Below are 24444 nucleotides of genomic sequence, written 5' to 3'. Positions count from 1 at the left end.
TGAGCTTGTATTCGTTAAATTGCTTCTTTTATTCGTGCATAAAAAAACATTGAGCGATTTAAAACATACATTTCCATGTATCTTTATTCACTCAATGTCTCTATTTATGATTTCGGTTGTTCGTCTTGCTCATCTTTCCATTCCATCACTTCATATTGTTCGTGATCATCATGGAATTTATTAAAACGCTTTTTAAACAGGTTCCATAAATGCGATACAACTACTTTTAACACAGCATATCCTGGAATACCGAGCACAACTCCTGGTACACCATATAATGAACCAGCTGTTAACAGAACGAAAATGATTGTAATCGGATGCACATGTAATGATTTACCCATTACTTGTGGTGAGATGAACTTCCCTTCAATTAACTGCACTATCGTCCAAACTACTGCTAATTTTAATAGCATGACAGGTGCCGTTACAATCGCAATAATGGCTGCGGGGGTAATGGCTATGATAGGTCCTAGATAAGGTACGACAGATGTAATCATAGCTAAAAAACCAAGTGGTACAGCATAATCAAGTCCGATAATTAAGAAACCAATCGTCACCATCGTACCTATACAGAAGGACACGATAATTTGTCCTTGAATGTAGCTACTAATTTGGTGATCCGCATTTTTTAATACATGCTCTGTACCGCCACGTAAAGATGGTGGTAATAATTTCATAAAAGCACGTGGTAATTTTTCACCGTCTTTTAATAAGTAGAATAAAATGAATGGAACAGTTACAAGTGCTAATACAATGCCTGTTAATGTCGTTAAAAAACCTGTGATACTTGTCGCAAGTCCTTTACCTAACTGACCGGCTCCATCTTTTACATAATCACTAATTTCTTTTGTTGTATTATTAATCGCTTGGTCAAGCCGCAGGTCATACTTATCAAGTATTGCTGCAACTTTCGAACTTTCAACAAATTTTTGAATGGTATCTAAGAACTGAACAAAATATTGAGGGAATTCTGTAATTAGATTCATAAATTGCTCGCGTAAAAATGGTACAACAAGCGTCACAAGCAATGTAATCAACCCTGCGAGTGCAACATAAATGATGAGAATTGCCCATACGCGATGAATACGCCACTTCATTAATAATTTTAAGACTGGTCGTAGTAAATAGAAGGCAATCACTGCTAATACAACAGGTAGCAGTACTGTATGGACGAATACGATGATTGGTTCAAAAATGAATGAGACCTTTGTGTAAAGATACAAAGCAATTCCCATTAAAATTAATGTGACTAATCCAAAAAGCAAATTTTTACCGCCTAAAAACTGAATAAACCGTGTGTTAAAAAAATCTCTTTTATTCGGTTCCATAGCACACCTCCAACTCTTTCTATTTCTCTATTGTTCTCAGTATACACCTTTTATTGGTTAAAGCGTAAGAATTTATCCAGTGCTTGGATATTTTGTTCTAAATTGATTTGGATGACTGATCCTGAACCGGGTACATTCGCAAATGTATAACTATTTTCAACAGGAATTGTTAATTTCTCGATTTTTACATCGCCGCCTTTTACAGCACCTAATAGCATCTTCAACTGATCACCCTTCGTTAAATCTGACTGGATAGATCCTTGCACAACACCAAGTAATTTTGGATAGTTTTTCACATTTTCAACTTGAAGAACTTCTTTTTTCAATGCTTCAATTGCTTGTTGTTGACGTTCAACACGTCCAAAGTCGCCTTGTGCATCATAACGGAAACGTGCGAATCCAAGTAGTTCTTTACCATTTAGACGTTGTGTTCCTTTTTTCAATTTGACACCAATATTTTTTGACATGTCATGTGGTACAGTTACTTCTACCCCATTCGGAGCAGCAACATCTACTACTTTTTCAAAGTTTTTAAAATCGACCACCGCTACGTGATTAATTTCTACATCAAACATTTGTTTCAATGTCGCTTTCAATAAATCAGCTCCATCTAAATAATAAGCTGTATTTAATTTATAACTTTTATAACCTGGAATATCCGCATAAATATCGCGCATGAATGAAACTAATTTGACGTCATTTGTTGCTTTATTCCATGAAGCTAACATCATTGTATCGGAACGTGATTGTTTTTCACCACGTGAATCAACACCGACTAATAGAATATTCTCAATATCCTTATTACTTTGTGGATCACCATTAAATTCCAACGTTGCTTTTTCAGGAGCTTCTTCTCCAACAGCCAATTGTTCTCCAGATTTATATTGTAGGTAAAAATAAACGCCACCGATGATTGCAAGTAAAAATAATACTGTAAAAAAGATTCTTCCTTTACGTAATTTACCTTTTTTTCTTCTTTTTCGTGTTTGTGCCATATCGTTTAAATTCTCCTTTCGTCTCATCGTTTTCTTCTTTATAATAGTAACATGCTCTCTACAGTTTTTTGAGTAGTTATTATATTAAAAAAATATTTTACATCTTTCTTTTAGGAGGTCTTTTATGTCCAATCAATCATTACAAAAAGCAACATTCGCCGGTGGCTGTTTCTGGTGTATGGTTAAACCATTCATCGAGTGGGATGGAATCGAATCTGTTATATCTGGTTATATGGGTGGGACTATTGAAAATCCAACATATGAACAAGTTAAAACAGGTGAAACAGGTCATACAGAAGTGGTTGAAATCATTTATGACCCTACACAATTTCGCTATGAACAACTTTTGGAATTGTTTTGGCAACAAATTGATCCAACTGACGACGAAGGTCAATTCCAAGACCGCGGTTCAAATTATCGTGCAATGATTTTTTATCATAATGAAGAACAGCGTGTACTTGCTGAACAATCAAAAGAAGTATTGGCTAAGTCTGGTAAATTTAAAAAGCCGATTGTTACACCAATTGTACCAGCTGAGACATTTTACATCGCAGAGGATTATCACCAAGACTTTTATAAAAAGAATCCAAAAGAATATAAAGAAGACCGTGCGCAATCTGGGCGCGATGAATTCATTTCATCACATTGGGATGAAGATACGTCTATGTGACGTTATTGTATAAAAAAGGTTCTCATTTTATTTCATTGTTTTTTTGGTAGAAAGAAGTGACTTTATGGATTTATTTCTTGTTATATTACCTGTGCTACTCGTATTTTTAACAGGTTTTATTGGTCAACGTATTCTCCATTTTAATATTAAAAACATCTCCACTTTAACACTTTACGTCATGTCACCCGTATTAGCGTTCCGAACATTTTATATGACACCGATTAATATCGATTACATGTATATTTTTTCGTTTGCGATTTTATTGTGTGTTCTACTGTTCATCGTAACATTCCTTGTTACACGCCTCTTACATAGTGACCGTTCAGAAACATCTGCTGTCATGCTTGGAGCTGTCTTCATGAATAGTGGTAACTACGGAGCGCCTGTTGCATTATTTGCATTTGGTGACGAAGGCTTTCATATTGCTGTCATTATTATGGTTATTCACTCCCTTTTTATGAATACACTTGGTATCTTTATTGCTTCTGTGGGTAGTGACGACTCCCCAAGCTTAAACGCATCCTTTAAAAAAGCGTTGAAAATGCCCGTTTTATGGGGTGCTGTCATCGGTTTAGTTTTACAACTAATTCATGTACCAGTACATCAATCTGTCATGAATGCTGTTGACTTAATCGCAGATGCTTCCATTCCTGTGGTCATGCTTATTTTAGGGATGCAGTTAGCTGTGATTTCAAGAAAACGTGTCAATTATGTAGCAATGGGTGCAACAACAATCATTCGTATTATCGCTTCACCACTTATTGCAGCAGCTATTCTTTATTTTATGCCTTTACCTCCACTTGTAAAATCGGTTTTAATTTTACAAGCTGCGATGCCAGCTGCCGCAAATACGACAATGCTTGCACTACAATTTAATACAAAGCCTGATCTCGTTTCGTTCACAACATTAGTGACAACATTACTGAGTATCATCAGTATTCCGATTGTGTTATTTTTCTTAGGAGTTTAAAACTTTTTACCCTCACGCTTCGTCTAATAGATACGTGAGGTTTTTTTATTAAAAAACCGTTTATTTCTGATTTTTTAGGGAATACGTAGCTTAATATCCAACCTATACATAACGTTTCATCCTTGTAGGTGGAAAAGAGGAGGTCTTCATCATGTCTTATTCATTGAAAAAAACAGGTACATTCATCACAATTACTGCTGTCGCATTTAGTATTTTGACGTTAACACCTACCTTTTCTCAAGCCAAGAGCACCTATAAAACGGTTTCCGTTGAACAATTCAGAGAAGTTCAACCGAATAAAACCGTTCATATTTTCAGTAAACCTTCTGCTAATTCAAAAAAATATGTGAAACTACCGAAGAATAGTGCTGTCATTGTTACAGGACAAACGAAGAACGGATTCTCAAAAATTCGTTATCAATTCCAATATGCCTATGTAAAAACATCTGCGTTGAAAAAAGTTTCTTCTAAAACAGGCACACATTACGCGCGAGATATTTCTAAAAAATATCGCTACGACGTACCAATGAATGCAGGTTCGATTTATGCGCGTACATTTACCGCTTCTTTCTTAAAAACCTACAAACCGAGTCCAGCAGTTACAAACTTCTGGTTCTATAAATCTTCACCAACACAGTTCGGGATTACAGAATATGATACAAGCAAAGGGCTTTATACAGGTGATATAGAAGATGGATATTTATCCCTTTCTATCAAATACCCAATTAAAAAGAATTTAATCTGGTCTGGCGAACTTGGTCAAAAAACAAAAATTACGCAAACAAAAGCCACTGCTAAAACAAAAGCTGGCACATTTAAAAATGTCGTTGTGACCCAAAATGGCAAAATGACCTACTACTACGCACCAAATAAAGGACTAATCCAAACAAAAGACCGAGGTAAAACGTTTATCCAATTAACAAAATAAAAGCAAAGCAAGGAAGCCCTTTAAGGCTTCCTTGTTTTTTTATCAGGTGGATCTGTTTCTTTCAATGGCAGCGATTCCCTTTCGCGCGTGATTTTGTCCCTTTCAATGGCGACGTTTCCCTTTCGCGCGTGATTTTGTCCCTTTCAATGGCGATGATTCCCTTTCACGCGTGATTTTGTCCCTTTCAACGCAATATGATTCCCTTTCGCGCGTGATTTTGTCCCTTTCAATGCAATATGATTCCCTTTCACGCGTGATTTTGTCCCTTTCAATGGCGATGATTCCCTTTCACGCGTGATTTTGTCCCTTTCAATGGCGATGATTCCCTTTCACGCGTGATTTTGTCCCTTTCAATGGCGATGATTCCCTTTCACGCGTGATTTTGTCCCTTTCAATGGCGACGTTTCCCTTTCGCGCGTGATTTTGTCCCTTTCAATGGCGATGATTCCCTTTCGCGCGTGATTTTGTCCCTTTCAATGGCGATGATTCCCTTTCGCGCGTGATTTTGTCCCTTTCAATGCAATATGATTCCCTTTCGCGCGTGATTTTGTCCCTTTCAATGGCGATGATTCCCTTTCGCGCGTGATTTTGTCCCTTTCAATGGCGATGATTCCCTTTCGCGCGTGATTTTGTCCCTTTCAATGGCGACGTTTCCCTTTCGCGCGTGATTTTGTCCCTTTCAACGCAATATGATTCCCTTTCAGCCAAGTAAAATGTATAAATTCGTGCTTTCCCCTTCTTTTATGAAACCACTCAATGCTATAATGAGGTTCGATGTTTTAGAAAGGCGTTGACGATATGAATTTTAAAAAATTACCGAAAAAACTAACGCAATATGCTCAAATTCATTTAATTACACATACAGACTTGGACGGAATCGGTCCTTCTATTGTATTAGATGCTTTTGGTATTCCGCATATTCCTTATTATGTAGAGACGCGTAAAATTGATGAGGCTGTGATTGAAAAAATCGCTGAGCTGCAAGATCAAGAACTATTAATCATTACAGACTTATCTGTAAACGAAGAAACAGCTGAAGCGATTTCTGCTGTTAATAAAGAACCGAATGGCCGTCATATTATTTTAATTGACCACCATGCTTCTGCACTCTATTTAAATGATTATGGTTGGGCAGAAGTTATTCCAGAAAAAAATGGCATTAAAATGAGTGCGACTACTTTAATGTTCAAAAATTTATTCAATGCTGGTTTTGAAGTGGCACCTCTTCAACGAATCGAGCAAGAAGATGGTGAAGAATCAATCGCCACCCCTGAATATACACAAAAAGAAAAAGACACGATGTTAACACGTGTTACGCATTTTGTTGAAAATGTTCGTCTATATGATACATGGGATTGGCACGCTCTTTCGATCCAGGAAGCTGCCGACCTGAATACGATTTTCTACGCACGTCGTCGCCACGAATTCGCAAAGGATCGTATGAATTACATTTTAAATGACTCATTGTTCACAGAGGCCGACCAACAGTATCTTGATTTTTCAAAAGATGAACTACGTAAAATTTTAAAGAAAAAATCAAAACAAATGATCATCATTGAAAATTACACATTAAAAGGACATGATGAACCGATTAATATTGGTGTTGTTGAAACAGATTCATTCTTTAGCGAACTTGGCAATCATTTAGCTGAGAAGTTTGAAGAAGAAATTGATTGTGTCTTCATTGTCTCTTTAGTAAAAAATAAAGTCTCGCTACGTTCAATTGGACAAAAACTTGATTTATCAAAAATTGCGAAAGAATATAATGGTGGCGGTCATCCAAATGCATCTGGATGTGACTTATCTGCACTTGGTATGGACTTCATCTCGGCTATTTTCGAGGCACAAAAAAAAGCATAACTTGAACATATTGGACATAATTCGCGAATAAGCGAGTTATGTCTTTATTTTTTTATTAAACACTTTTTTGATGTGTATTTTTACCCTCATTAACACATAACATTTGATTTCATTCATTTTTCAGTTTAAACTACGCATAAGTTTCAATCAAAAAATTATCATTTTCAAAGTCTTAAATTTCCATAGAATAAAAAAAATAAAAAATTTAAGAGAAAAGACTAGATTAATTTATCTACTTCGTGTAAAAATATAGTTAGAAATCGAAACCAAATTCTATTTCAAATGGGAATATAATAAAGCGCTATCATTCCCCTGTAATAGTACAGAGAAATGTGATTTAGTATAATTATATGACCGACCGATTTTTTCACTCGTCATGTGCCTATTTTGTTAAACGCTTACAAAACAATTATTTACATGATTATTATTTTTAGGGGGAATTATGAATGGAATCAACAATCGAAAAACGTTTAGGGTTAAAAGAACTAGCAAATAAAGTTGTATCTGCTGAAGAAGCGGCAAAATTAATTTCAAACGGCGACGTAGTAGGTATGTCAGGCTTTACACGTGCTGGAGATGCAAAAGTTGTACCAATGGCTCTTGCAGAACGCGCGAAAAATGAAACATTCAAAATTGATGTTTACACAGGTGCTTCATTAGGCCCTGAAGTTGATAACTACTTAGCAACTGCTGGTGGTATTCGTAAACGTGGACCATTCATTGGTGACCGCGGAATCCGTACACTAATCAACTCGGGCGATGTATTATATGCAGATATGCACTTATCGCACAACGCTGAACAATACCGTCAAAATATCTTCGGTAAAGTAAACTATGCGATTATTGAAGCCGTAGCAGTTACAGAAGATGGTTATATCATTCCAACAACTTCAGTTGGTAACTCACCAATCATTTGTGAAGTAGCTGAAAACATTATCATTGAATTAAATATTACACATCCTGAAACTTTAATCGGTATTCATGATATTTATATTCCTGGTGAGCAAGGTAAGCGTGAAGCAATCCCTATGACAGATGCAACACAACGCATCGGTGAAAAAGGAATTAAAGTTGATCCAGCAAAAATTAAAGCAATCGTTGTTTCTGAAGAACCTGATGCACCTTCATTAATCGTGCCTCCTGATGAAGAAACACAAACAATGGCGAACTACCTACTTGATTTCTTCCGTAACGAAATTAAAGAAGGTCGCTTAACAAATGAATTAATGCCTCTACAATCAGGTGTTGGTTCAGTAGCAAATGCTGTATTAGATGGTTTCGCAGACGCAGAATTTGAAAACTTAGTTGTTGCTTCAGAAGTATTACAAGATGCTGTATTCAATCTAATTGATGCAGGTAAAGTACGCTTCGCAGCTGCTACTTCAATTACATTAACTGAAGAATTACAACAAAAGGTATATGGTAACTTAGAGAAATATGCAGACAAGATTACATTACGTCCACAAGAAATCTCTAACCACCCAGAATTAATCCGTCGTTTAGGATTAATCTCAATCAATACGGCTCTTGAGGCAGATATTTACGGCAACGTAAACTCAACGCATGTTTCAGGTTCAAAAATGATGAACGGTATTGGTGGTTCAGGTGACTTCGCACGTAACGCACGTCTTGGTATCTTCGTTACAAAATCATATGCTAAAGGTGGCGCTGTATCTTCAATCGTACCTATGGTTACACATGTTGACCATACAGAGCATGATGTAGATGTAATCGTTACAGAACAAGGTGTTGCTGATTTACGTGGTCTTGCACCAAAAGAACGTGTTCCATTAATCATTGAAAACTGTGCACACCCTGATTTCCGTGAACAATTATGGGAATACTACAATGCTGCAGTTGAAAAACACGGCAATGTACAAACTCCACATTTATTAAACCGTGCATTCGAAATGTACGACAATCTTGAAAAAACAGGTTCAATGAAAAAACAAAATCAACCTGTAGAATAAGAGTCACTTCAAATACGAGTTTCCTTTTGGATGCTCGTATTTTTTATGCCCGCTCCCTTTTGTTTTATTTTCGCGTTTCTCTCGATATTTTCTAAGAAACTATGTCAGTTTCCTGTCTAGTTCCATCTAGCCTATAGTCGTACCTATGTAGACGTGTTATAATGGAGGTATTGTGAAAAAGGAGGTACTTACATGATTCAAGTAAGTAATGTAGCTCTTCGTTTCGGCGATCGTAAGCTATTTGAAGACGTTAATATTAAATTTACACCTGGTAACTGTTATGGCCTAATCGGTGCAAACGGTGCTGGTAAATCAACATTTTTAAAAATTCTTTCTGGTGAAATCGAGCCACAAGAAGGCCATGTAAGCATGGGGGCAGATGAACGTTTAGCTGTCTTAAAACAAAATCACTTCGAATATGAAGAATTCCAAGTGCTTGAAACAGTTATGATGGGTCATAAAAAATTGTATGAAGTTATGCAAGAGAAAAATGCCATCTATGCAAAAGATCCATTTACAGATGAAGACGGTATTCGTGCTGCTGAATTAGAAGGTGAATTCGCAGATATGAATGGTTGGGAAGCTGAATCAGATGCAGCAATCCTTCTACAAGGTTTAGGAATTCCCGATTCAATGCACTATATGACAATGTCTGAACTAACAGGTTCTGAAAAAGTCAAAGTATTATTAGCGCAAGCTCTATTCGGTAAACCAGACGTTCTATTATTGGATGAGCCTACTAACCACTTAGACTTAAAAGCAATCCAATGGTTAGAAGAGTTCTTAATCAACTTCGAGAACACTGTCATCGTTGTATCGCATGACCGTCACTTCTTAAATAAAGTATGTACACATATCGCTGACCTTGACTTCTCTAAAATCCAAATTTACGTAGGTAACTATGACTTCTGGTATGAATCAAGTAAATTAGCACAACGTATGTTATCAGATCAAAACAAGAAAAAAGAAGAGAAAATCAAAGAATTACAAGCATTCGTTGCTCGTTTCTCTGCGAACGCTTCGAAATCAAAACAAGCGACTTCTCGTAAAAAGATGTTAGAAAAAATCGAGTTAGATGACATTCGTCCATCTAGCCGTAAATATCCATTCATCAACTTTACGATGGAACGCGAAATCGGTAATGACGTATTAACAGTTGAAAGTTTAGGTAAATCTGTAGACAGCGAACAACAATTTAAAGATATGCGCTTCTCAATGAATCGTGAAGATAAAATTGTTCTACTTGGTAACCCAATTGCAAAAACAGCTTTATTAAAAATCATCGCTGGTGAAGATGAAGATTTTGAAGGTTCTTACAAATGGGGCGTTACAACTTCTCAAAGTTACTTCCCATTAGATAACGAAGAATTTTTCCAAGGTTCTGAAAAAACATTAGTTGATTGGTTACGTCAGTTCTCTCCAGAAGATGAAACAGAAACATTCTTACGTGGTTTCTTAGGTCGTATGCTATTCTCTGGTGAAGAAGTGAAAAAATCACCTTCTGTTTTATCAGGTGGCGAAAAAATGCGTTGTATGTTATCTCGTATGATGTTATCACACTCAAACGTACTACTTTTAGATGAACCAACAAACCACTTAGATCTTGAATCAATTCAAGCATTAAATGAAGGCTTAACAAGCTTTAAAGGCGCGATGATTTTCACATCTCATGACCATCAGTTCATCCAAACAATCGCAAATCGTGTAATTGAAATCCGCGAAGACGGTTCAATTTTAGATAAGCAATTAACATATGATGAATTCCTAGAGTGGAAAGCAACAAATAAATTAGATTAATTTAAAATACAGAAGAAATCACAATGATGTGGTTTCTTCTTTTTTATACAAAAAAGCACATACCCGAAAGTATGCACTCTAAAATTTGATTTAATAAGCACCAAATGACGCATTTGTCTTGAATGGTTCATTTGGATTCAAGTTTAACTCTGTACGCAATTCTTTGCTTAAGTTTTGTAACTTCTGTTGATCTGCTACAAAATACGAAACGCCATTAATTCGCGTTTCATAACCTTCAATTTCTTTTGATTCGATTTTTAGATTCTCCATCTTTAAATATTGATTTTGGATAGCAAATAAATCTGAAATCGATAAACTTGTTCTCACATTTTTACCGAAGATTTTTGTTAATTCCCCTACTTTTAATAATGTATTCGCAGATTTTAACTGTTCAACAGTTGCTTGAATAAACTGTTGTTGACGCTGTTCACGTGAATAAACATCATTGACATCACGCTTACGCATACGCACAAAGGCAAGTGCTTCCTCTCCTGTTAAACGAGTCTCGCCAGCTTTGAAATCAATGCGCTTTTTATTATAGACATTTGTTTCCCAGAAAGGATATTTGATGTCTATATTAATACCACCTAGTGCATCCACTACATCACGAAATCCATCAAAATTCACTGTTACAAAAGCATCAATCGGAATATTCAATAATTTTTCGGTTGTTTCCAACTGTAATTTCTCTCCACCATACGAATTAATCTGTCCATATGTCATTGCTGCGTTAATTTTATGTACACCCGTATATTCGCCCGCATTGTCAATTTGAACACGTGTATCACGTGGTACAGTCGTTAAAATCACTTTACTTTCTTTTGGATTGAATGTTGCGACTAATTGTGTATCTGCACGTGCTGTCTCTGTGTTTTTCGCATAATCTTCAATGCCTAGCAATAGAATGGAGAAGGGATCATCACTATATGAAACTTCCTTTTCTCTCAAATCTGACTTATTTGCTTCACGTTGTAGTGATACTTTGGAATCGTTCAATGCCCCTTTAACAGATATCACTGAATAAATCAGGTAGCTACTAACAACAGCTAAACAAAGGACTAACAACCATAAAGAACCATGCAGCAGCCTCTTTCGACGTCGTTTGGACGTTCTTGTTTTTGCACCCATGTATATTCCCCCATATAACTTCTATCCTAAAACCAATTGTATCATAAACTACTATTAATTGTCATAAAAATATACCTTTAATCACTATGATGATATAATATTCAATTCTCTTTTTTACATTAAAAAAAGAAAACAACATCGCTTTTATGTGTTTTCTTTTTAATTTAAAGATTTTCTCTTGTACACTATTTTTTCATGACATTTGCTGCTTGTGGTCCACGCTCACCTTCGATAATTTGAAATTCTACAGCTTGTCCCTCATCCAATGTTTTAAACCCATCACCTTGAATCGCTGAAAAATGAACAAAAATATCTGCTCCTTCTTCTGATTCAATAAAACCAAAACCTTTTTCTGCGTTAAACCATTTTACTGTACCTTGTTCCATTTATCTAACCTCCATACTATTCATTATATCCATAATAACAAATAATTCAGAAAATAAAAAATGAAATAGAAAAGGGACTAGCCTAGGCTAGTCCCTGTAATTGTAAATTAAAGTTTTACAACGTTTTCTGCTTGTGGTCCACGGTTACCTTCAGTAACTTCGAACTCAACTGCTTGACCTTCGTCTAAAGTTTTGAATCCTTCGCCTTGGATTGCAGAGAAGTGTACGAATACATCGTTTTCTCCTTCAACTTCGATAAAGCCAAAACCTTTTTCTGCGTTAAACCATTTTACTGTACCTTGTTTCATGTGTAAAAACCTCCAAAATAAAAAGTGAACATATGAATCTAATTATACCTTTGCAAAAATTCACATATTACAATAAGTACCGACATAAACCCGATCACTTTTTGTAATATGTGAATAGAAGTACCGGTAATACAAGTTTCATTTGTTAAATTTATTATAACATACCACTTTATGTTGTCAATAAATTTGAATATATTTGACAATAATTTCTTTCATTTTTTTACATTTCCTTCTACTACTTCCCATATTACCCCATGGTAAACAGGTAAACAGTCTGCGCAGTTTTCACAGTATTCTCTTTCATCATCGGACCAAAAAGCCCAAAAGCGATCTTTTTTATGCATCATATTCATATATTTTTTTGAAAACTCTTCAATTAATTGTTGTAAATATTGACTTGCTTCTTGTTCATTATCATATGTGACTTCTGTCACGACATGTTCTTCCCAACCTTCAAACTGCCACCATGGCTCGTAGTCTGCTTTCATGTAAATCACTTTATACATAATATTCCTACTTTCTAAAAAAATTACTTATGTGCCAATATATCTTTTTTACTACACTATCCTCTTAAAATATGCTAAAATAACTAAAAAAGCTTTAACCAAAAAATGGAGGTTTATACATGTTTTCTTCACTTCGCCCAAAACTTAAAATGAATCAATTATTAGAACGTGGTACTGATATTCAAACAATTGAACGTTTTCAAAAAACGCTCGCATTCAATCATTTTACATCAAACGACGAAAAAAATTTACGTTATTTATATGAAACGTTGGCTAGTTCAACTCCATCTATGAAAGAAATTTTCACACAATATTTAACAGAATTATCTCCTGATAGCCACCATAAAATTGCTGAAGAGATGATTGAACATTATCTTGTAAACTTTTTTACAGCTGATCGCGACGAACACTATGTAAATGAGACGTTACGATTCTTTGATCAGTTCCGAAAACATCAATTTGAACCTGGAAAAACGATTGTGATTTTCAATCAATTCGCATTCTATGTGACAACACACGTATTATACAACTTTGGATTTAAACCTTCCAAAGCATTCGACTTAATGCGCTCATTTCAATCTGCAGTGAATGTCGATCAAGAATTATTATTTGAATCTTTTACAGAGCGCACACTTGAAAGATCCGTATCTGAAATTGTCCGTTTAATTGAGACAAACTCTAAAATCATGTATATGAAAGACTTAATTTATAGTCTAGATCGCCAAACAGACGAGATTCAATCTTCTACTGCTGCAACTGAAGAGATTACTGCTTCGATTGCAGAGATTGCACGTACTTCTACCCGAATTTCAGAAAAAACAAACCAATCAGTTGAATATGCACTTCATTCACAAAATGAAATTGGTGGTGCTTTAAATGAAATTATGAAAACAGGTGAAACATTCTCTACAATTGTTGAGTCATTTAGCGAATTACAAAAACGTGTCGGTGACATTGAACATGTTGTCACTTTGATTAATGAAATCGCTGATCAAACGAATTTACTAGCACTAAACGCATCAATCGAAGCAGCGCGCGCAGGTGAGCATGGCAAAGGTTTTGCAGTTGTTGCACAAGAAGTTCGTAAGCTTGCAGAAAATACGGTATCTGCTTTAACAGAAGTATCCACGAATGTGAAGCATTTAAAATCATATTCAAATACGGTTCAAGAATCGATTACAAGTACAACAAAAATTATTAAAGAAGCTACTACTGAAGCAAAAGAGTCACTTCCACTTCTAAATCAAATTGTCGACGAGATTTCAGATATCAACGATGCAGTTAAAACCACTGCTTCAATTTCTGAAGAACAGTCTGTTGCGATTGATGACGTATCTAATCGTATGGTACAGATTACCGATTTACAACAAGATATTCGTGAACTTGGACAATCGACTTCTGTTGGTGTACATCAATTAAGTAAAGAGATTGATGCATTCCGTCTAAGTGTTGTCAATAATGCAAATGTACAGCTTTCAAGCTATGCTCTGTTGCAATTATCAAAAGCCGATCATATTTTATGGAAATGGAAAGTATATAATATGTTCTTAGGTTTAGAACATATCCGTCCTGAAGATGTGTCTTCGCACATGGATTGTCGTTTAGGTAAATGGTACAACTCAGAAAAAGCACGTGCTCGTTTTGCGAATGAGCCCGCATATCAACAATTAGATACGTATCATGCACAAGTACATGAACTAGCAAAACAAGCTGCAACTGCTTATTCACACAACGACTTACGTACAGCTGAACAGTGCTTGTCTAAACTAGAAGAAGCATCATCATATGTGATAGAATTAATTGACGAACTCATTCACAAGATTGAACTACAACGTGGTCAATAATTCGACAAATTATTTCAAAAGAAAATATTTTGAATTGAAACCTTCTACATTTTAAAACGTATATTAACAAAAGAGTGTAAGGAGGGAATTACATGTTACACGCTGGACATACAGCATTACGCTACTTCATTTCATTTGTAACGATACCTGTTACATTTATGATTGCGATGTCAGGATTCCATTTGGGCTTTTGGATTAGTCTTGTAATCGCCGCGCTCGTTTACATGGCGAGCAACTTTATTATAAAAGTCTATCAACGATACAAGAAAAGAAAACAATTTGGTCTTACCAAATCAGAATATAATCACATCGAAGCGCAGATTCAAGAGGCGCGAGAATCACTTTACAACTTTAACCGAATGGCGACACGCGTTCGTTCAATTTCAGGTTTTAAACATTTATTTGAGATGAGTCGTTTATCAAAACGCATTATTTCAATTGTGCGTGCAAACCCTCCGAAATTCTATCAAGCAGAAATCTTTTTTTATTCTCACCTACCTTCTGCTACTGAATTAACGGAGAAATATGCTTATTTATCGAAACAGCCGATTAAAGATACGGAGATGCATCTTGCACTCCAACGCACACGTGATGCACTTGAAGATCTTTTTGTGTCATTAGAAAAAGATCTTCGTCAAATTTTAGCAGCTGATATCGAAGAATTAAAAGTCGAGCTTGATTTTGTGACGCGACGAAGTGAGCGCAGCTCGAAGGAGGAGTCTTAATCTATGCAAGAAAATCAGTCAAATAAATCAGTCGATGATTTACTGGCAGATCCATTTACGATGAATCCTCTGCCACAGCAACAAACGATTCAACCAGAAATTCAAAAAGATGCACCGGTTCGCCAATTAGATCGTTTAACACCTGAAGATCAAGAAAAAGCACGTCAATTAGCTTCTCAAATTCCAACAGGTAGTTATGAAGCAATTTTAACGTATGGTGCAAATGCACAAAATGCTTTATCGAGCTTCTCAAATAAAATGCTCGACCATGTACAGGCGAAAGATATTGGGCCTGTCGGCGATATTTTGAAAGATTTAATGACAAAATTAAATGAACTTGACCCTGAAGAATTACATCAAGACAAACCAAAAGGCTTACGTAAACTTTTTGGTAAAATGCAAAAATCGATTCAAGAAATGATGTCGAAGTATCAAAAACTGAGTACACAGATTGACCGTATTGGCGTTCAACTCGAACATTCAAAACGCGGTCTTGTAGATGATGTTCAAATGCTCGACCAATTATATGAACAAAACAAAACGTACTTTGAAGCATTAAATGTCTATATCGCTGCAGCTGAATTAAAGCGCGATGAAATCATGCATGATATTTTGCCAAAATTACGTGCAGAAGCTGAAAAATCGAATGACCAAATGGCGATTCAAGAAGTAAATGATTTAGCACAGTTCGTCGATCGTTTAGAAAAACGAATTTACGACTTACAGTTATCACGTCAAATTACGATTCAATCTGCTCCACAAATTCGTATGATTCAGCAAACGAACCAAACATTAGCTGAAAAAATTCAATCTTCGATTATGACAGCGATTCCGCTTTGGCGTAATCAGATTGCCATCGCCCTTACATTGAATAATCAACGTAAAGCAGTCGAAGCGCAAAAACAAGTAACTGCGACAACAAATGATTTATTATTAAAGAACTCTGAAATGTTGAAGATGAACACGATTGAAACAGCACGTGAAAATGAACGTGGTATCGTAGAAATCGAAACATTAAAAGCGACACAAGAAAACTTAATTTCAACGATTGAAGAAACTTTACAAATTCAAGCAGAAGGACGTCAAAAACGTCGTGAAGCTGAAATTGAAATTGGTCGTATGGAAGAAGATTTAAAACAGCGTTTACTTTCGATTCAAACAAAACAACAAGGCTATTAAAATGAAAAGGAGTCATTCCCCATCATAGAGGAACGGCTCCTTTTTTACATACTTTGTACAACGAGTGATAAAACTTTTCGTAACGTGCGAAGTGTCATATCTGAAAATTGCGCTACATCACTTGCGACAATAGACTGTCTACCATAGATGGTTGAAAATAATTGAAGTTGTTCTTCACTCGGTTCGGATGTATTTAAAAATAGATGTAATACGGTAATCCCTTGCTTCTCTGCTTCAATAACAGCTTCAGCAGTATCTAATATACCATTCTGTGCATATTCAAAAGCAGAAGGTTCCCCATCGGAAAAAACAAGTAAAAAGCGATGTTTTTCAGGTCGCTTCTTTAAACGCTCTGTCATCCAGCGAACCGCAAAGCCATCTCGATTATCTTCATGCGATGTTATCGCTGCAATTTTGTCACTAGCATCCACTGCCCCGTCCTCTAAACGATGAATCCATTCAAATATATTCGGCTGCACTTCTTTTGTCGCTTCATACGCATCTTCATAAAATAAAGTCATCTCGTGCGCAATTTCAAGTGAACGCAGTACATCATGGAATAATAGAACGGCCTGTTTTGTTTCATCTATTTTATCCATCATAGAAGCCGAACCATCAATTAATAGACCAAATACAGCATCAAGTGGCTTAGAAGGTGCATCTTTTTTATAAAAGGGACGCGGGCGATTCTCTGTAACAAATGATAAAAGTTGTTTTGAATCTAAACGACCATAACTGAGATGCGTTCGTCGACTCATCTTCTTTTGTGCCATGCGTTTTCGTAATTCTTGAACAAGTGCACGTACCATTGGTTCTTGTTGTAGACGCCACTTTTCCATGATAGATTTTGGTGTAACCTCTTCTCCATGTGTAGTAATCATCTTCTCTTGATAGATTACTTGTTCATGTTCACGTCCAAATACTTTACCAGACTTGGTATATTTCTTTTTTAATGATTTTGTCGCGAGACTTTCTTCTTTTTGTGGTTTAACAGTAGCGTCTACATCTCCGCCAGTTCCAACTTCTGTCGGTGGTTGACCATCCTGTCCTTCCACTGCTTCATCTGATAAAGATTTCCCTTCGTTTCCCCGCTCTAACTCAAAGCGTAGATGGGTCCCTGTATCATCTTGTGATTCACGATGCCAACTTCTAAAAGTTTCTTCGATTGTTTCTTTAGCTTCACCACTGCCTTCTTCTCCCCCGCAAACACCATCATGTTCATGATCTGGAATAAAAGGTGCTACTTCCAACTGATCTAGTAAAGCGTAGACATCCAACTGAATATCTTTTTTTAGAATTTCTTCAATCTGCGGTACAAGCGTCCAAATAATACGAATCGTTTCCTCTGTCGATTGACTATCAAATACGCGCTGCCATTTATATAGTAAATCGCTAAATGTATCGAATATCCCACCTGTCGGTAAGCGTAAACTACCTTCATGTAGAGCGATATAAAAATAATTTAATAATGCTTCTGCTAGAAATCCTTTTTGATGGTGCACATGAATTTGATGTCGGTATGTCACTAAATATGCTTGTGTACGCAATCGAAAAGCTTTTTTTGTACCTGGACGTTTTTTGGCTACAGATTCCATCAAACGAAATTCTTCTGCCATAATAAGCTGTTGTTCAAAAAACTTTGGATAGTTCAGCTCTGTTATTTCTTCTTGAAATTCATGCCAAGCTCTTTGTGAAAAATGACGCCAAAACCCCTCTGCTAGTAAAAAAATATCAGATAAACGGCCTAAATGTGTTTGTTCAGCTGTTCGATGACGCCAAAATACAGACATGGACATCGTTTGTTCTTTCGGATTGAATTCCATTAATTGTCGTTCTGTTAGATGAATATGTGGATTTCCCGAAAGTGCCTGTGCTAAATTCTCATAGGTAATCATCTGTCTTGCATCGATTTGTTCATTATTAAATTGAATAAATCTACTCATCTCTGCCATATCGAATCACCTACTCCATCCATGTTTTTGCTAATTCAATAACTAACTGCTTTTCTGATGCATCATCTAATTTTTCTGCAATGGCATATCGCACTGCACGAATTGGTGACATGTATTGCGCTAACTCAATCGCATCTAATAAACTTCGAATCGACGCTGCTTCCTCACTCACTAAACCATTCTCTGCTTGTTTTCGCAAATCTGTCGCAAGTGACAGCATACTATTTTTTAAAGTTGCTTGAATCCTCGGGAAGTATTCATCCACTAATCCCGCTAATTGTTCACCTGTAATATATGGAATCGCAAAAGAAACAAAACGGTTTTTCAGCGCTTCATTCATCGGTGTTGTCCCGATGTACCCTTCATTAATTGCGGCAATGACGCCGAAGTTTGGATGCGCTTGAATAACCTCACCTGTAAATGGATTCGTCAACATACGGCGATAATCCAATACACTATGCAAAATCGGTAATGTCTCAGGTTTTGCCATATTAATTTCATCAATATAAAGGAAATGTCCTTCTTTCATCGCTTTTACAACAGGACCTTCCACAAAATCAATCCATGTCTGTCCTTCCTTTTGTACAACTGTTTTAAAACCAAGTAAACTCTCTGCATCTAAATCAACCGAACAGTTAATGCTATGCATCGGTTGTTCAAATAATGCCGCAATCGACTCTGCTAATTTCGTCTTCCCTGAACCAGAAGGTCCCTTTAGTAAAATCGCTTTTTTCAGTACTACACTTAATAGAATATCTTCGTATAAATAAGCATCTGGTGATTTATAACCACCTTCTGGAATAAGTGATTGCCACTCATTATTTTCATGATCTTTCGTACGCTTTACAATTTCTTGTTCAATCAGTTCGTGCATCGTCGCTTCCCCCTATTCTAAAAAAAGAAAAACTCCCCCGATGAGACGGAGGAGCTGTTTTCTGTAAATCGCTCAATTATGCGAAATATTCTTTGTAGTAACCACCGACGTGGCCTGAGTTATCAACTACAAAATAAAACTCGTCTGTTTCATTTTTCACTTCATACTCTTTACCTACTGTTAGCATATTCGATACTAAATATTTTTTTGCATTTGTATGTTCGCATTTGACCGTTTTAATTGTTGGTGCATCTTTCCAATTTAAATGTATCATGTTCAAACAACCTCTCTACTCGCATTTACTCTCTTATTCTAACTCATTTTTAGAGAAATGTGTTAATTTTTTTACGCCCTTTTCATTTCATGCTATGCTAGATAAAACAATGGTTTTGGAGGTTCAATATGTTATTAATGTTTGGTAGTGTTCCAACTTGGTTCTTCATTATCGCTTTTTCATTCATCATTCTATTTTTCATTTTTTCAGAATGGCTGACACGCAAATAAGATTTATTACTATCTTTTCAGTGGAAAAAGAGTGTAAAATAATTTTTCTTTGAAAAAAATGTGACTTCTCGTTGAAATTGACAGAGGCAGGAAAAACATTTATTCAAAAGCCACCGCAAATGAAGAAACCTTAAAATTACGTTTTTATGGTATTTATCAGTCGGGTGATTTTACGATTGGAGCAGATATTGATACGCTACTTGATATGGATTATATTATCGAAGTAGAAGGTTATGAAATTGGCTTATCACCTGAAGTGATGAGTAAACTAAAAACAGCGACGATTCACGCCCAATTACATACAAGATAAAGGTTTGATTTTATTAAATTGTAAATCATCACACAGAGAGACCCCATTTTTGGTGTCTCTCTTTTTCTTTCAATTCAAAATTTGCATAGATGCTTGTTTTTTTATTACACAATAACATACAATAGAACAGAACGGAGGTTATGCAAGATGTTGAAAGGTTATTTAGCGAACGGATTATTTAGTTTAGGTGATCGTTTAGTGAACGAAATGATTGCAAAAGCAGTTCGTCACACGTTACCAAACGTCGACTTATACGTACCACAAGAAAATGATGCAATTAATGATAAAACAGCATTTGCAAATAGTGAGCAGATTGCATACGCAGATATTGAAGCATTAAAAATGAGTGACTTTTTAATAGCCGTCATTGATGGTGTTGAAATCGACAGTGGTGTTGCCGCAGAAATCGGTGCTTTTTCGATGTTAAATCGTCCTATTTTCGCTGTATTTACAGATTCAAGACAACAAGGGCGCGACAACATGAAGAAAATTGAAGCACTACAAGCAGACGGTGTTGAAAATCAATTCGTCTATCGCAACTTATTCGTTGTTGGCCTAATTAAGCAAAATGGCTATGTTTGTACAACAATTGATGAATTAACCGTCGAACTGAAAAAACAATTCATGTCGTAACTTTCTTCATGCATTCGTTTATTTTATTGAGATAGAGGGGTCTTTTTTATTTATGTGGTTTTTATATGCAATGTTAACATGGGCATGTTGGGGCGCAGCCAACTTGTTCTACAAAAAAGGGTCAGATCCTGCCGACCGCAATAGTCATGCCAAAATTACAATCATGGTCGGTCTTGTCATGGGTGCGCATGCAACCATCTATATGCTCGTTAAAGGTTTATCGTTAAATCTTGATGATATGATTACGTATTTACCTGTTTCTGCACTTTATATTTCTTCGATGGTGTTTGGATATGTTGGTTTACGTTATTTGGAATTATCAATTGTCGCACCACTTCAAAATTCTTCAGGCGCAATTACCGTCATTTTACTATCTATTTTCTATCCAAGTGATAATAACTGGTTACACTATGTAAGTATTTCGATTATTTGTATCGGTGTTATTTGGATTGCTGTACTTGAAAAACAACAAGATGATTTAATTCGCCATCAATCTGGCGTTGTCATCGAGAAAAAATATAAGTTCGGCTTTTTCGCCTTACTATTCCCATTACTATACGCTGTATTAGATGGTCTAGGAACATTTGCAGATGGTGTTGTTTTAGAAAAAGCAAAGTTATTATCAGAAGATGCAGCATTAATCGCCTATGAATATACATTCTTCATCGTAGCAGTCATTTACTGGGCTTATTTAGCAGTTGTAAAAAATGAAGTTGTAAACATCTTCAAACAAGGAGATCGAACAATTGCGGCATTACTCGAAACAGCTGGTCAATTCTTCTATGTATATGCCATTGCTGCTTACGCAATTGGCGCTGCACCACTAATTTCGTCATTTTGTATTTTCTCTATTATCTTATCGCGCATTTTCTTAAAAGAAAAATTATCAGGTCGTCAATATTTTGTTATATGGATTATACTGATCGGTATCGTCTTGCTCGGCTATGCAGATGAATTATAAAATGAAAGAGGCTATTCAGTTCTCTTTTTAGAGTTCGAAAAAAACGGAACCGCTCGATAGCGTGATTCCGTTTTTTTATGTTCGTACACTTATGTCTCTGTTCTTTCTTAATCTTTTAAAGTTACTTTTAAAAATGCGAGTGTTTCTGCTAAACAGCGCTGCGCCTCTTTTGTATCATAGCTAAATTGGTATTCATGATAAATCGGCTGTTCTTCATTCGCATAAAATAGCGACTGAATAGGTATATCTTGTTCCACTAACTCTTTTACGAAAGCTTGTCCTTGCGATAAGAAAGAAAAACCATTCGCGTCTGTTACGTAACTTGGTGGAAAATCAGATGTCACATGCTCAGTCAATGAAGCTTGTGTCACAACCGGGCTATCTTTCCAATCTTTATCGCCAATTAAATCCCATGCTACCGTTTTAGCGAAAAATTTCATTAGTATCTCTTTTTTCGGTAAATCCTTCATTTGCTGCAAATCGAGTGGACCACAATAGGAAATGAAAGCTTTTAAATGTTCTTTCAGTACAAGTTGCTTCATGTTCATCTCTTTTGCATACGTTGGATTCGTTTGAATCGCAACATACTGCCCCACAATCTGCGCACCTGCAGAATCGCCACCAAATGCAAGTTTTGTTAAATCTAAATTTGCCCATTTTTCAGGTGAAGCAACAAGTGTCTTGTACAAATCATTCACTTGTACAACTTGCCCTGGATAGCGTAGCTCAGGAGCCAATTCGTAATTCATGGAAATCACCGCAACTCGCTCTTTTGTCACAACATATGTCGCAAACTCTTTTGCAAGTGACTTATCCCCTGCTAAGTAACCACCACCATGTAGCCAAATTAATACAGGTAACTTTTCATCTTTTTTCACATCTTTTGGTGTATATAAATCGAATGTATTACGTGGATATTTTGAATTATAATTGATATTTTTTTGTATGTTTACTACTTCTTCACTTTTCTTAAAATTTCCGACGTCTTTAATCGGTACTTCTCGATTAAAAACATAGCGAATCATCGCTGTACCAGGTTTTGGTGATACTTCTGTTGCGACAATTAGTCCTACAATGAGTATAATATTTAAACCTATGTACCATTTTAAAAAGCGTTTCACCCACTTCATAACTCTCACCCCACTGTATCATAACACTATTCACTAAAAACCCTCTATTATTCCATTTTTATATGTAACAAAAAAGAGATTCCACTTAAAAGAATCTCTTTTTTCTTAATATTTTAATTTTAACATATGTGCATATTGCACTTTTGTATAAGCTATTACGTCGTACTGTTGTAAATCAAGTTGTTTACTCACTTCTGAAACTGCTGCGTGTTGCTTACGTGATACCACAACGAATTGTTTTGATTGTCCACTGGCTTTTTCTACTGCAACAACAATATATTTTTTCAGTCCAAATAATTGATTTAAGCGTTTGAAAAGGAAAGTTGTCATACTAAACCTCCAATATAATATGAAAATGAACGTATGTTCGTATTCTATTATCGCATATTTTCACTCTATTCTATAGAGTACTTTTGACTAGTTTAAAATCTATTGTTTTACAATATTTATCCATAATTTAAGTGCTAATTCCTTTATATTTTATACATCAAATAATGAAATTCCCTTATGAATCCGCTCCATTCCTTCTTCACAAACTCCGTAGGAACGCCAAGAACAAGTTTCACAGATTGTTGCAAGGTCTGTCGGTTGAATATACTTTTTCAATCTTCTTTCCACTTCGAACCATGGTACGAGTTGTCCAATTTGAATGCCCAACTTTTCTGCAATGTATGCATCTTGATTAAAAATTTCTTCGCTTAAACAATGATATTCACCGCTATTTGGATATTTCTCGCATAGATGATCAATGCCTTTTACTAATCGAACAAGTGTCGTCGGTCTTGCACGCAGTTGTCGATGAATGCGTGTCATATTTTCTACATATTCTTCTGAATAACCCATTCCTCTGTAGCCGACTAAGCAAAGTAAATGATGTCCTCTTAAATGAATCATGAAAAGCACCCCCCCTTTTATGTAAACTGATACAATAAATAAGTTTACACTTTTATGATTCGAAGTACAATATGGAAGATAAAGTTGTGATGATTCTGAAAGGATTCTATCGTATAATAGAAGATGGGAGGTTGATGCTCTTGCATTCTTTACGTGAGCGAATAATCATTACGATTATTACTAGTATTTTATCAACCATTGCAACGAAGATTTATTATTGGAATTCAATGGAGCCGAGTCGTGTGTGGTTTATTTTTTGTCTCATTATGATTTTATTAATGACGTATGGCTTGCTTGCATCGTATATCATCGAACGAATCGCTGCTATTTTCGATTATCAAGTCGTGAAAATTTTGATCCGTGTGCTACTTTATTTAATCGCAGGCACACTACCTTTTATCGGTTCACCTATTTTAATCGTGAGTATTATAACAGCCATTATCTATGTGTTAGTCGATGCACTCTATCCGCAGTCTAAATCATAAAAAAGGACCCTACGAGCAAGGGTCAAAGTAAGTTATGAGGTAATAAGAGACTGTAGTATTTTTAAAGCAAGAGGAGTTGGCTTTAAAAATTACTATACCTATTACAT

General features: G+C 35.8%; 24 protein-coding genes. 12 read left to right on the top strand and 12 right to left on the bottom strand.

Going from position 1 to position 24444, the window contains the following annotated elements:
* Positions 1 to 104 precede the first annotated feature (104 nt).
* A complete protein-coding gene (locus tag MHB75_RS04180) occupies positions 105 to 1328 on the bottom strand; it encodes an AI-2E family transporter (protein WP_340996047.1) in 1224 nt (407 codons plus the stop codon).
* A gap of 50 nt (positions 1329 to 1378) precedes the next feature.
* Positions 1379 to 2323, bottom strand: coding sequence for an LCP family protein (locus MHB75_RS04175; protein WP_340996046.1), 945 nt, complete (start codon positions 2321 to 2323; stop codon positions 1379 to 1381).
* Between the two features lie 124 nt (positions 2324 to 2447).
* Between MHB75_RS04175 and msrA the strand changes: the two genes are divergently transcribed.
* The 6 genes from msrA (at position 2448) to MHB75_RS04145 (ending at position 10518) form a co-directional block, all read left to right on the top strand.
* Positions 2448 to 2993: a peptide-methionine (S)-S-oxide reductase MsrA gene (msrA, locus tag MHB75_RS04170; protein ID WP_285216270.1), complete on the top strand. Its 546-nt coding sequence runs from the start codon at positions 2448 to 2450 to the stop codon at positions 2991 to 2993.
* A 64-nt stretch (positions 2994 to 3057) separates the two neighbouring features.
* Positions 3058 to 3963, top strand: coding sequence for an AEC family transporter (locus tag MHB75_RS04165; RefSeq protein ID WP_340996044.1), 906 nt, complete (start codon positions 3058 to 3060; stop codon positions 3961 to 3963).
* Positions 3964 to 4114: 151 nt separating this feature from the next.
* Positions 4115 to 4891 (top strand): SH3 domain-containing protein, encoded by a 777-nt coding sequence (locus MHB75_RS04160; RefSeq protein ID WP_340996043.1) that lies wholly within the window; start codon positions 4115 to 4117, stop codon positions 4889 to 4891.
* A gap of 798 nt (positions 4892 to 5689) precedes the next feature.
* On the top strand, positions 5690 to 6751 hold the full coding sequence (locus tag MHB75_RS04155; protein WP_340996041.1) for a DHH family phosphoesterase: 1062 nt from the start codon (positions 5690 to 5692) through the stop codon (positions 6749 to 6751).
* A gap of 446 nt (positions 6752 to 7197) precedes the next feature.
* On the top strand, positions 7198 to 8721 hold the full coding sequence (locus MHB75_RS04150; RefSeq protein ID WP_141274661.1) for a succinate CoA transferase: 1524 nt from the start codon (positions 7198 to 7200) through the stop codon (positions 8719 to 8721).
* Positions 8722 to 8913: 192 nt separating this feature from the next.
* Positions 8914 to 10518: an ABC-F family ATP-binding cassette domain-containing protein gene (locus MHB75_RS04145; RefSeq protein WP_340996040.1), complete on the top strand. Its 1605-nt coding sequence runs from the start codon at positions 8914 to 8916 to the stop codon at positions 10516 to 10518.
* 90 nt (positions 10519 to 10608) lie between these two features.
* Here MHB75_RS04145 and MHB75_RS04140 read toward each other — a convergent pair whose 3' ends face one another.
* The 4 genes from MHB75_RS04140 to MHB75_RS04125 all read right to left on the bottom strand — a co-directional run bounded on the left by MHB75_RS04140 (position 10609) and on the right by MHB75_RS04125 (position 12846).
* Positions 10609 to 11646, bottom strand: coding sequence for an LCP family protein (locus MHB75_RS04140; protein WP_340996039.1), 1038 nt, complete (start codon positions 11644 to 11646; stop codon positions 10609 to 10611).
* A 185-nt stretch (positions 11647 to 11831) separates the two neighbouring features.
* Positions 11832 to 12032: a cold-shock protein gene (locus MHB75_RS04135; RefSeq protein WP_087680518.1), complete on the bottom strand. Its 201-nt coding sequence runs from the start codon at positions 12030 to 12032 to the stop codon at positions 11832 to 11834.
* A gap of 107 nt (positions 12033 to 12139) precedes the next feature.
* The gene (locus MHB75_RS04130) at positions 12140 to 12340 is read right to left on the bottom strand and encodes a cold-shock protein (RefSeq protein WP_068453826.1); all 201 of its coding nucleotides are present in this window, start codon (positions 12338 to 12340) and stop codon (positions 12140 to 12142) included.
* Between the two features lie 212 nt (positions 12341 to 12552).
* Positions 12553 to 12846 carry a DUF1033 family protein gene (locus MHB75_RS04125; protein ID WP_340996037.1) on the bottom strand — a complete coding sequence of 98 codons (294 nt, stop codon included), beginning with the start codon at positions 12844 to 12846 and terminating at the stop codon, positions 12553 to 12555.
* A 119-nt stretch (positions 12847 to 12965) separates the two neighbouring features.
* On the opposite strand from MHB75_RS04125, the gene MHB75_RS04120 reads away from it, so the two are divergent.
* The 3 genes from MHB75_RS04120 (at position 12966) to MHB75_RS04110 (ending at position 16594) form a co-directional block, all read left to right on the top strand.
* Positions 12966 to 14690, top strand: a complete 1725-nt coding sequence (locus MHB75_RS04120; protein WP_340996036.1) for a globin-coupled sensor protein — start codon at positions 12966 to 12968, stop codon at positions 14688 to 14690.
* Positions 14691 to 14782: 92 nt separating this feature from the next.
* The gene (locus tag MHB75_RS04115; RefSeq protein WP_340996035.1) at positions 14783 to 15415 is read left to right on the top strand and encodes a 5-bromo-4-chloroindolyl phosphate hydrolysis family protein; all 633 of its coding nucleotides are present in this window, start codon (positions 14783 to 14785) and stop codon (positions 15413 to 15415) included.
* A gap of 3 nt (positions 15416 to 15418) precedes the next feature.
* On the top strand, positions 15419 to 16594 hold the full coding sequence (locus MHB75_RS04110; protein ID WP_340996034.1) for a toxic anion resistance protein: 1176 nt from the start codon (positions 15419 to 15421) through the stop codon (positions 16592 to 16594).
* 44 nt (positions 16595 to 16638) lie between these two features.
* On the opposite strand, the gene MHB75_RS04105 is transcribed toward MHB75_RS04110, so the two are convergent.
* The 3 genes from MHB75_RS04105 to MHB75_RS04095 form a co-directional block, all read right to left on the bottom strand.
* On the bottom strand, positions 16639 to 18546 hold the full coding sequence (locus MHB75_RS04105) for a vWA domain-containing protein (protein WP_340996033.1): 1908 nt from the start codon (positions 18544 to 18546) through the stop codon (positions 16639 to 16641).
* Positions 18547 to 18556: 10 nt separating this feature from the next.
* A complete protein-coding gene (locus MHB75_RS04100; protein WP_141274653.1) occupies positions 18557 to 19420 on the bottom strand; it encodes an AAA family ATPase in 864 nt (287 codons plus the stop codon).
* 76 nt (positions 19421 to 19496) lie between these two features.
* Complete coding sequence (locus MHB75_RS04095; RefSeq protein ID WP_068453836.1) at positions 19497 to 19694, bottom strand: DUF6501 family protein; 198 nt, start codon at positions 19692 to 19694, stop codon at positions 19497 to 19499.
* Positions 19695 to 20381: 687 nt separating this feature from the next.
* Here MHB75_RS04095 and MHB75_RS04090 point away from each other — a divergent pair.
* Entirely contained in the window at positions 20382 to 20867 is a 486-nt protein-coding gene (locus MHB75_RS04090) for a nucleoside 2-deoxyribosyltransferase (protein ID WP_141274652.1), read from the top strand.
* A 52-nt stretch (positions 20868 to 20919) separates the two neighbouring features.
* The gene (locus MHB75_RS04085) at positions 20920 to 21828 is read left to right on the top strand and encodes an EamA family transporter (protein WP_141274651.1); all 909 of its coding nucleotides are present in this window, start codon (positions 20920 to 20922) and stop codon (positions 21826 to 21828) included.
* Between the two features lie 107 nt (positions 21829 to 21935).
* Here the strand turns inward: MHB75_RS04085 and MHB75_RS04080 are convergent, their stop codons facing one another.
* From MHB75_RS04080 to MHB75_RS04070, 3 genes are all read right to left on the bottom strand, one after another.
* Positions 21936 to 22958, bottom strand: a complete 1023-nt coding sequence (locus MHB75_RS04080; RefSeq protein WP_340996030.1) for an alpha/beta hydrolase — start codon at positions 22956 to 22958, stop codon at positions 21936 to 21938.
* A 105-nt stretch (positions 22959 to 23063) separates the two neighbouring features.
* A complete protein-coding gene (locus MHB75_RS04075; RefSeq protein ID WP_141274650.1) occupies positions 23064 to 23288 on the bottom strand; it encodes a hypothetical protein in 225 nt (74 codons plus the stop codon).
* Positions 23289 to 23438: 150 nt separating this feature from the next.
* Complete coding sequence (locus MHB75_RS04070) at positions 23439 to 23852, bottom strand: DUF1284 domain-containing protein (protein WP_141274649.1); 414 nt, start codon at positions 23850 to 23852, stop codon at positions 23439 to 23441.
* Between the two features lie 140 nt (positions 23853 to 23992).
* Here MHB75_RS04070 and MHB75_RS04065 point away from each other — a divergent pair, with 140 nt between their 5' ends.
* Complete coding sequence (locus tag MHB75_RS04065; RefSeq protein ID WP_068453856.1) at positions 23993 to 24337, top strand: hypothetical protein; 345 nt, start codon at positions 23993 to 23995, stop codon at positions 24335 to 24337.
* The last annotated feature ends 107 nt before the right edge of the window (positions 24338 to 24444 follow it).

Origin of the sequence: Kurthia sp. FSL E2-0154, assembly GCF_038003625.1 — a bacterium.
Lineage (GTDB): Bacteria > Bacillota > Bacilli > Bacillales_A > Planococcaceae > Kurthia > Kurthia gibsonii.
This window is presented reverse-complemented; position numbering and strand designations above follow the sequence as displayed.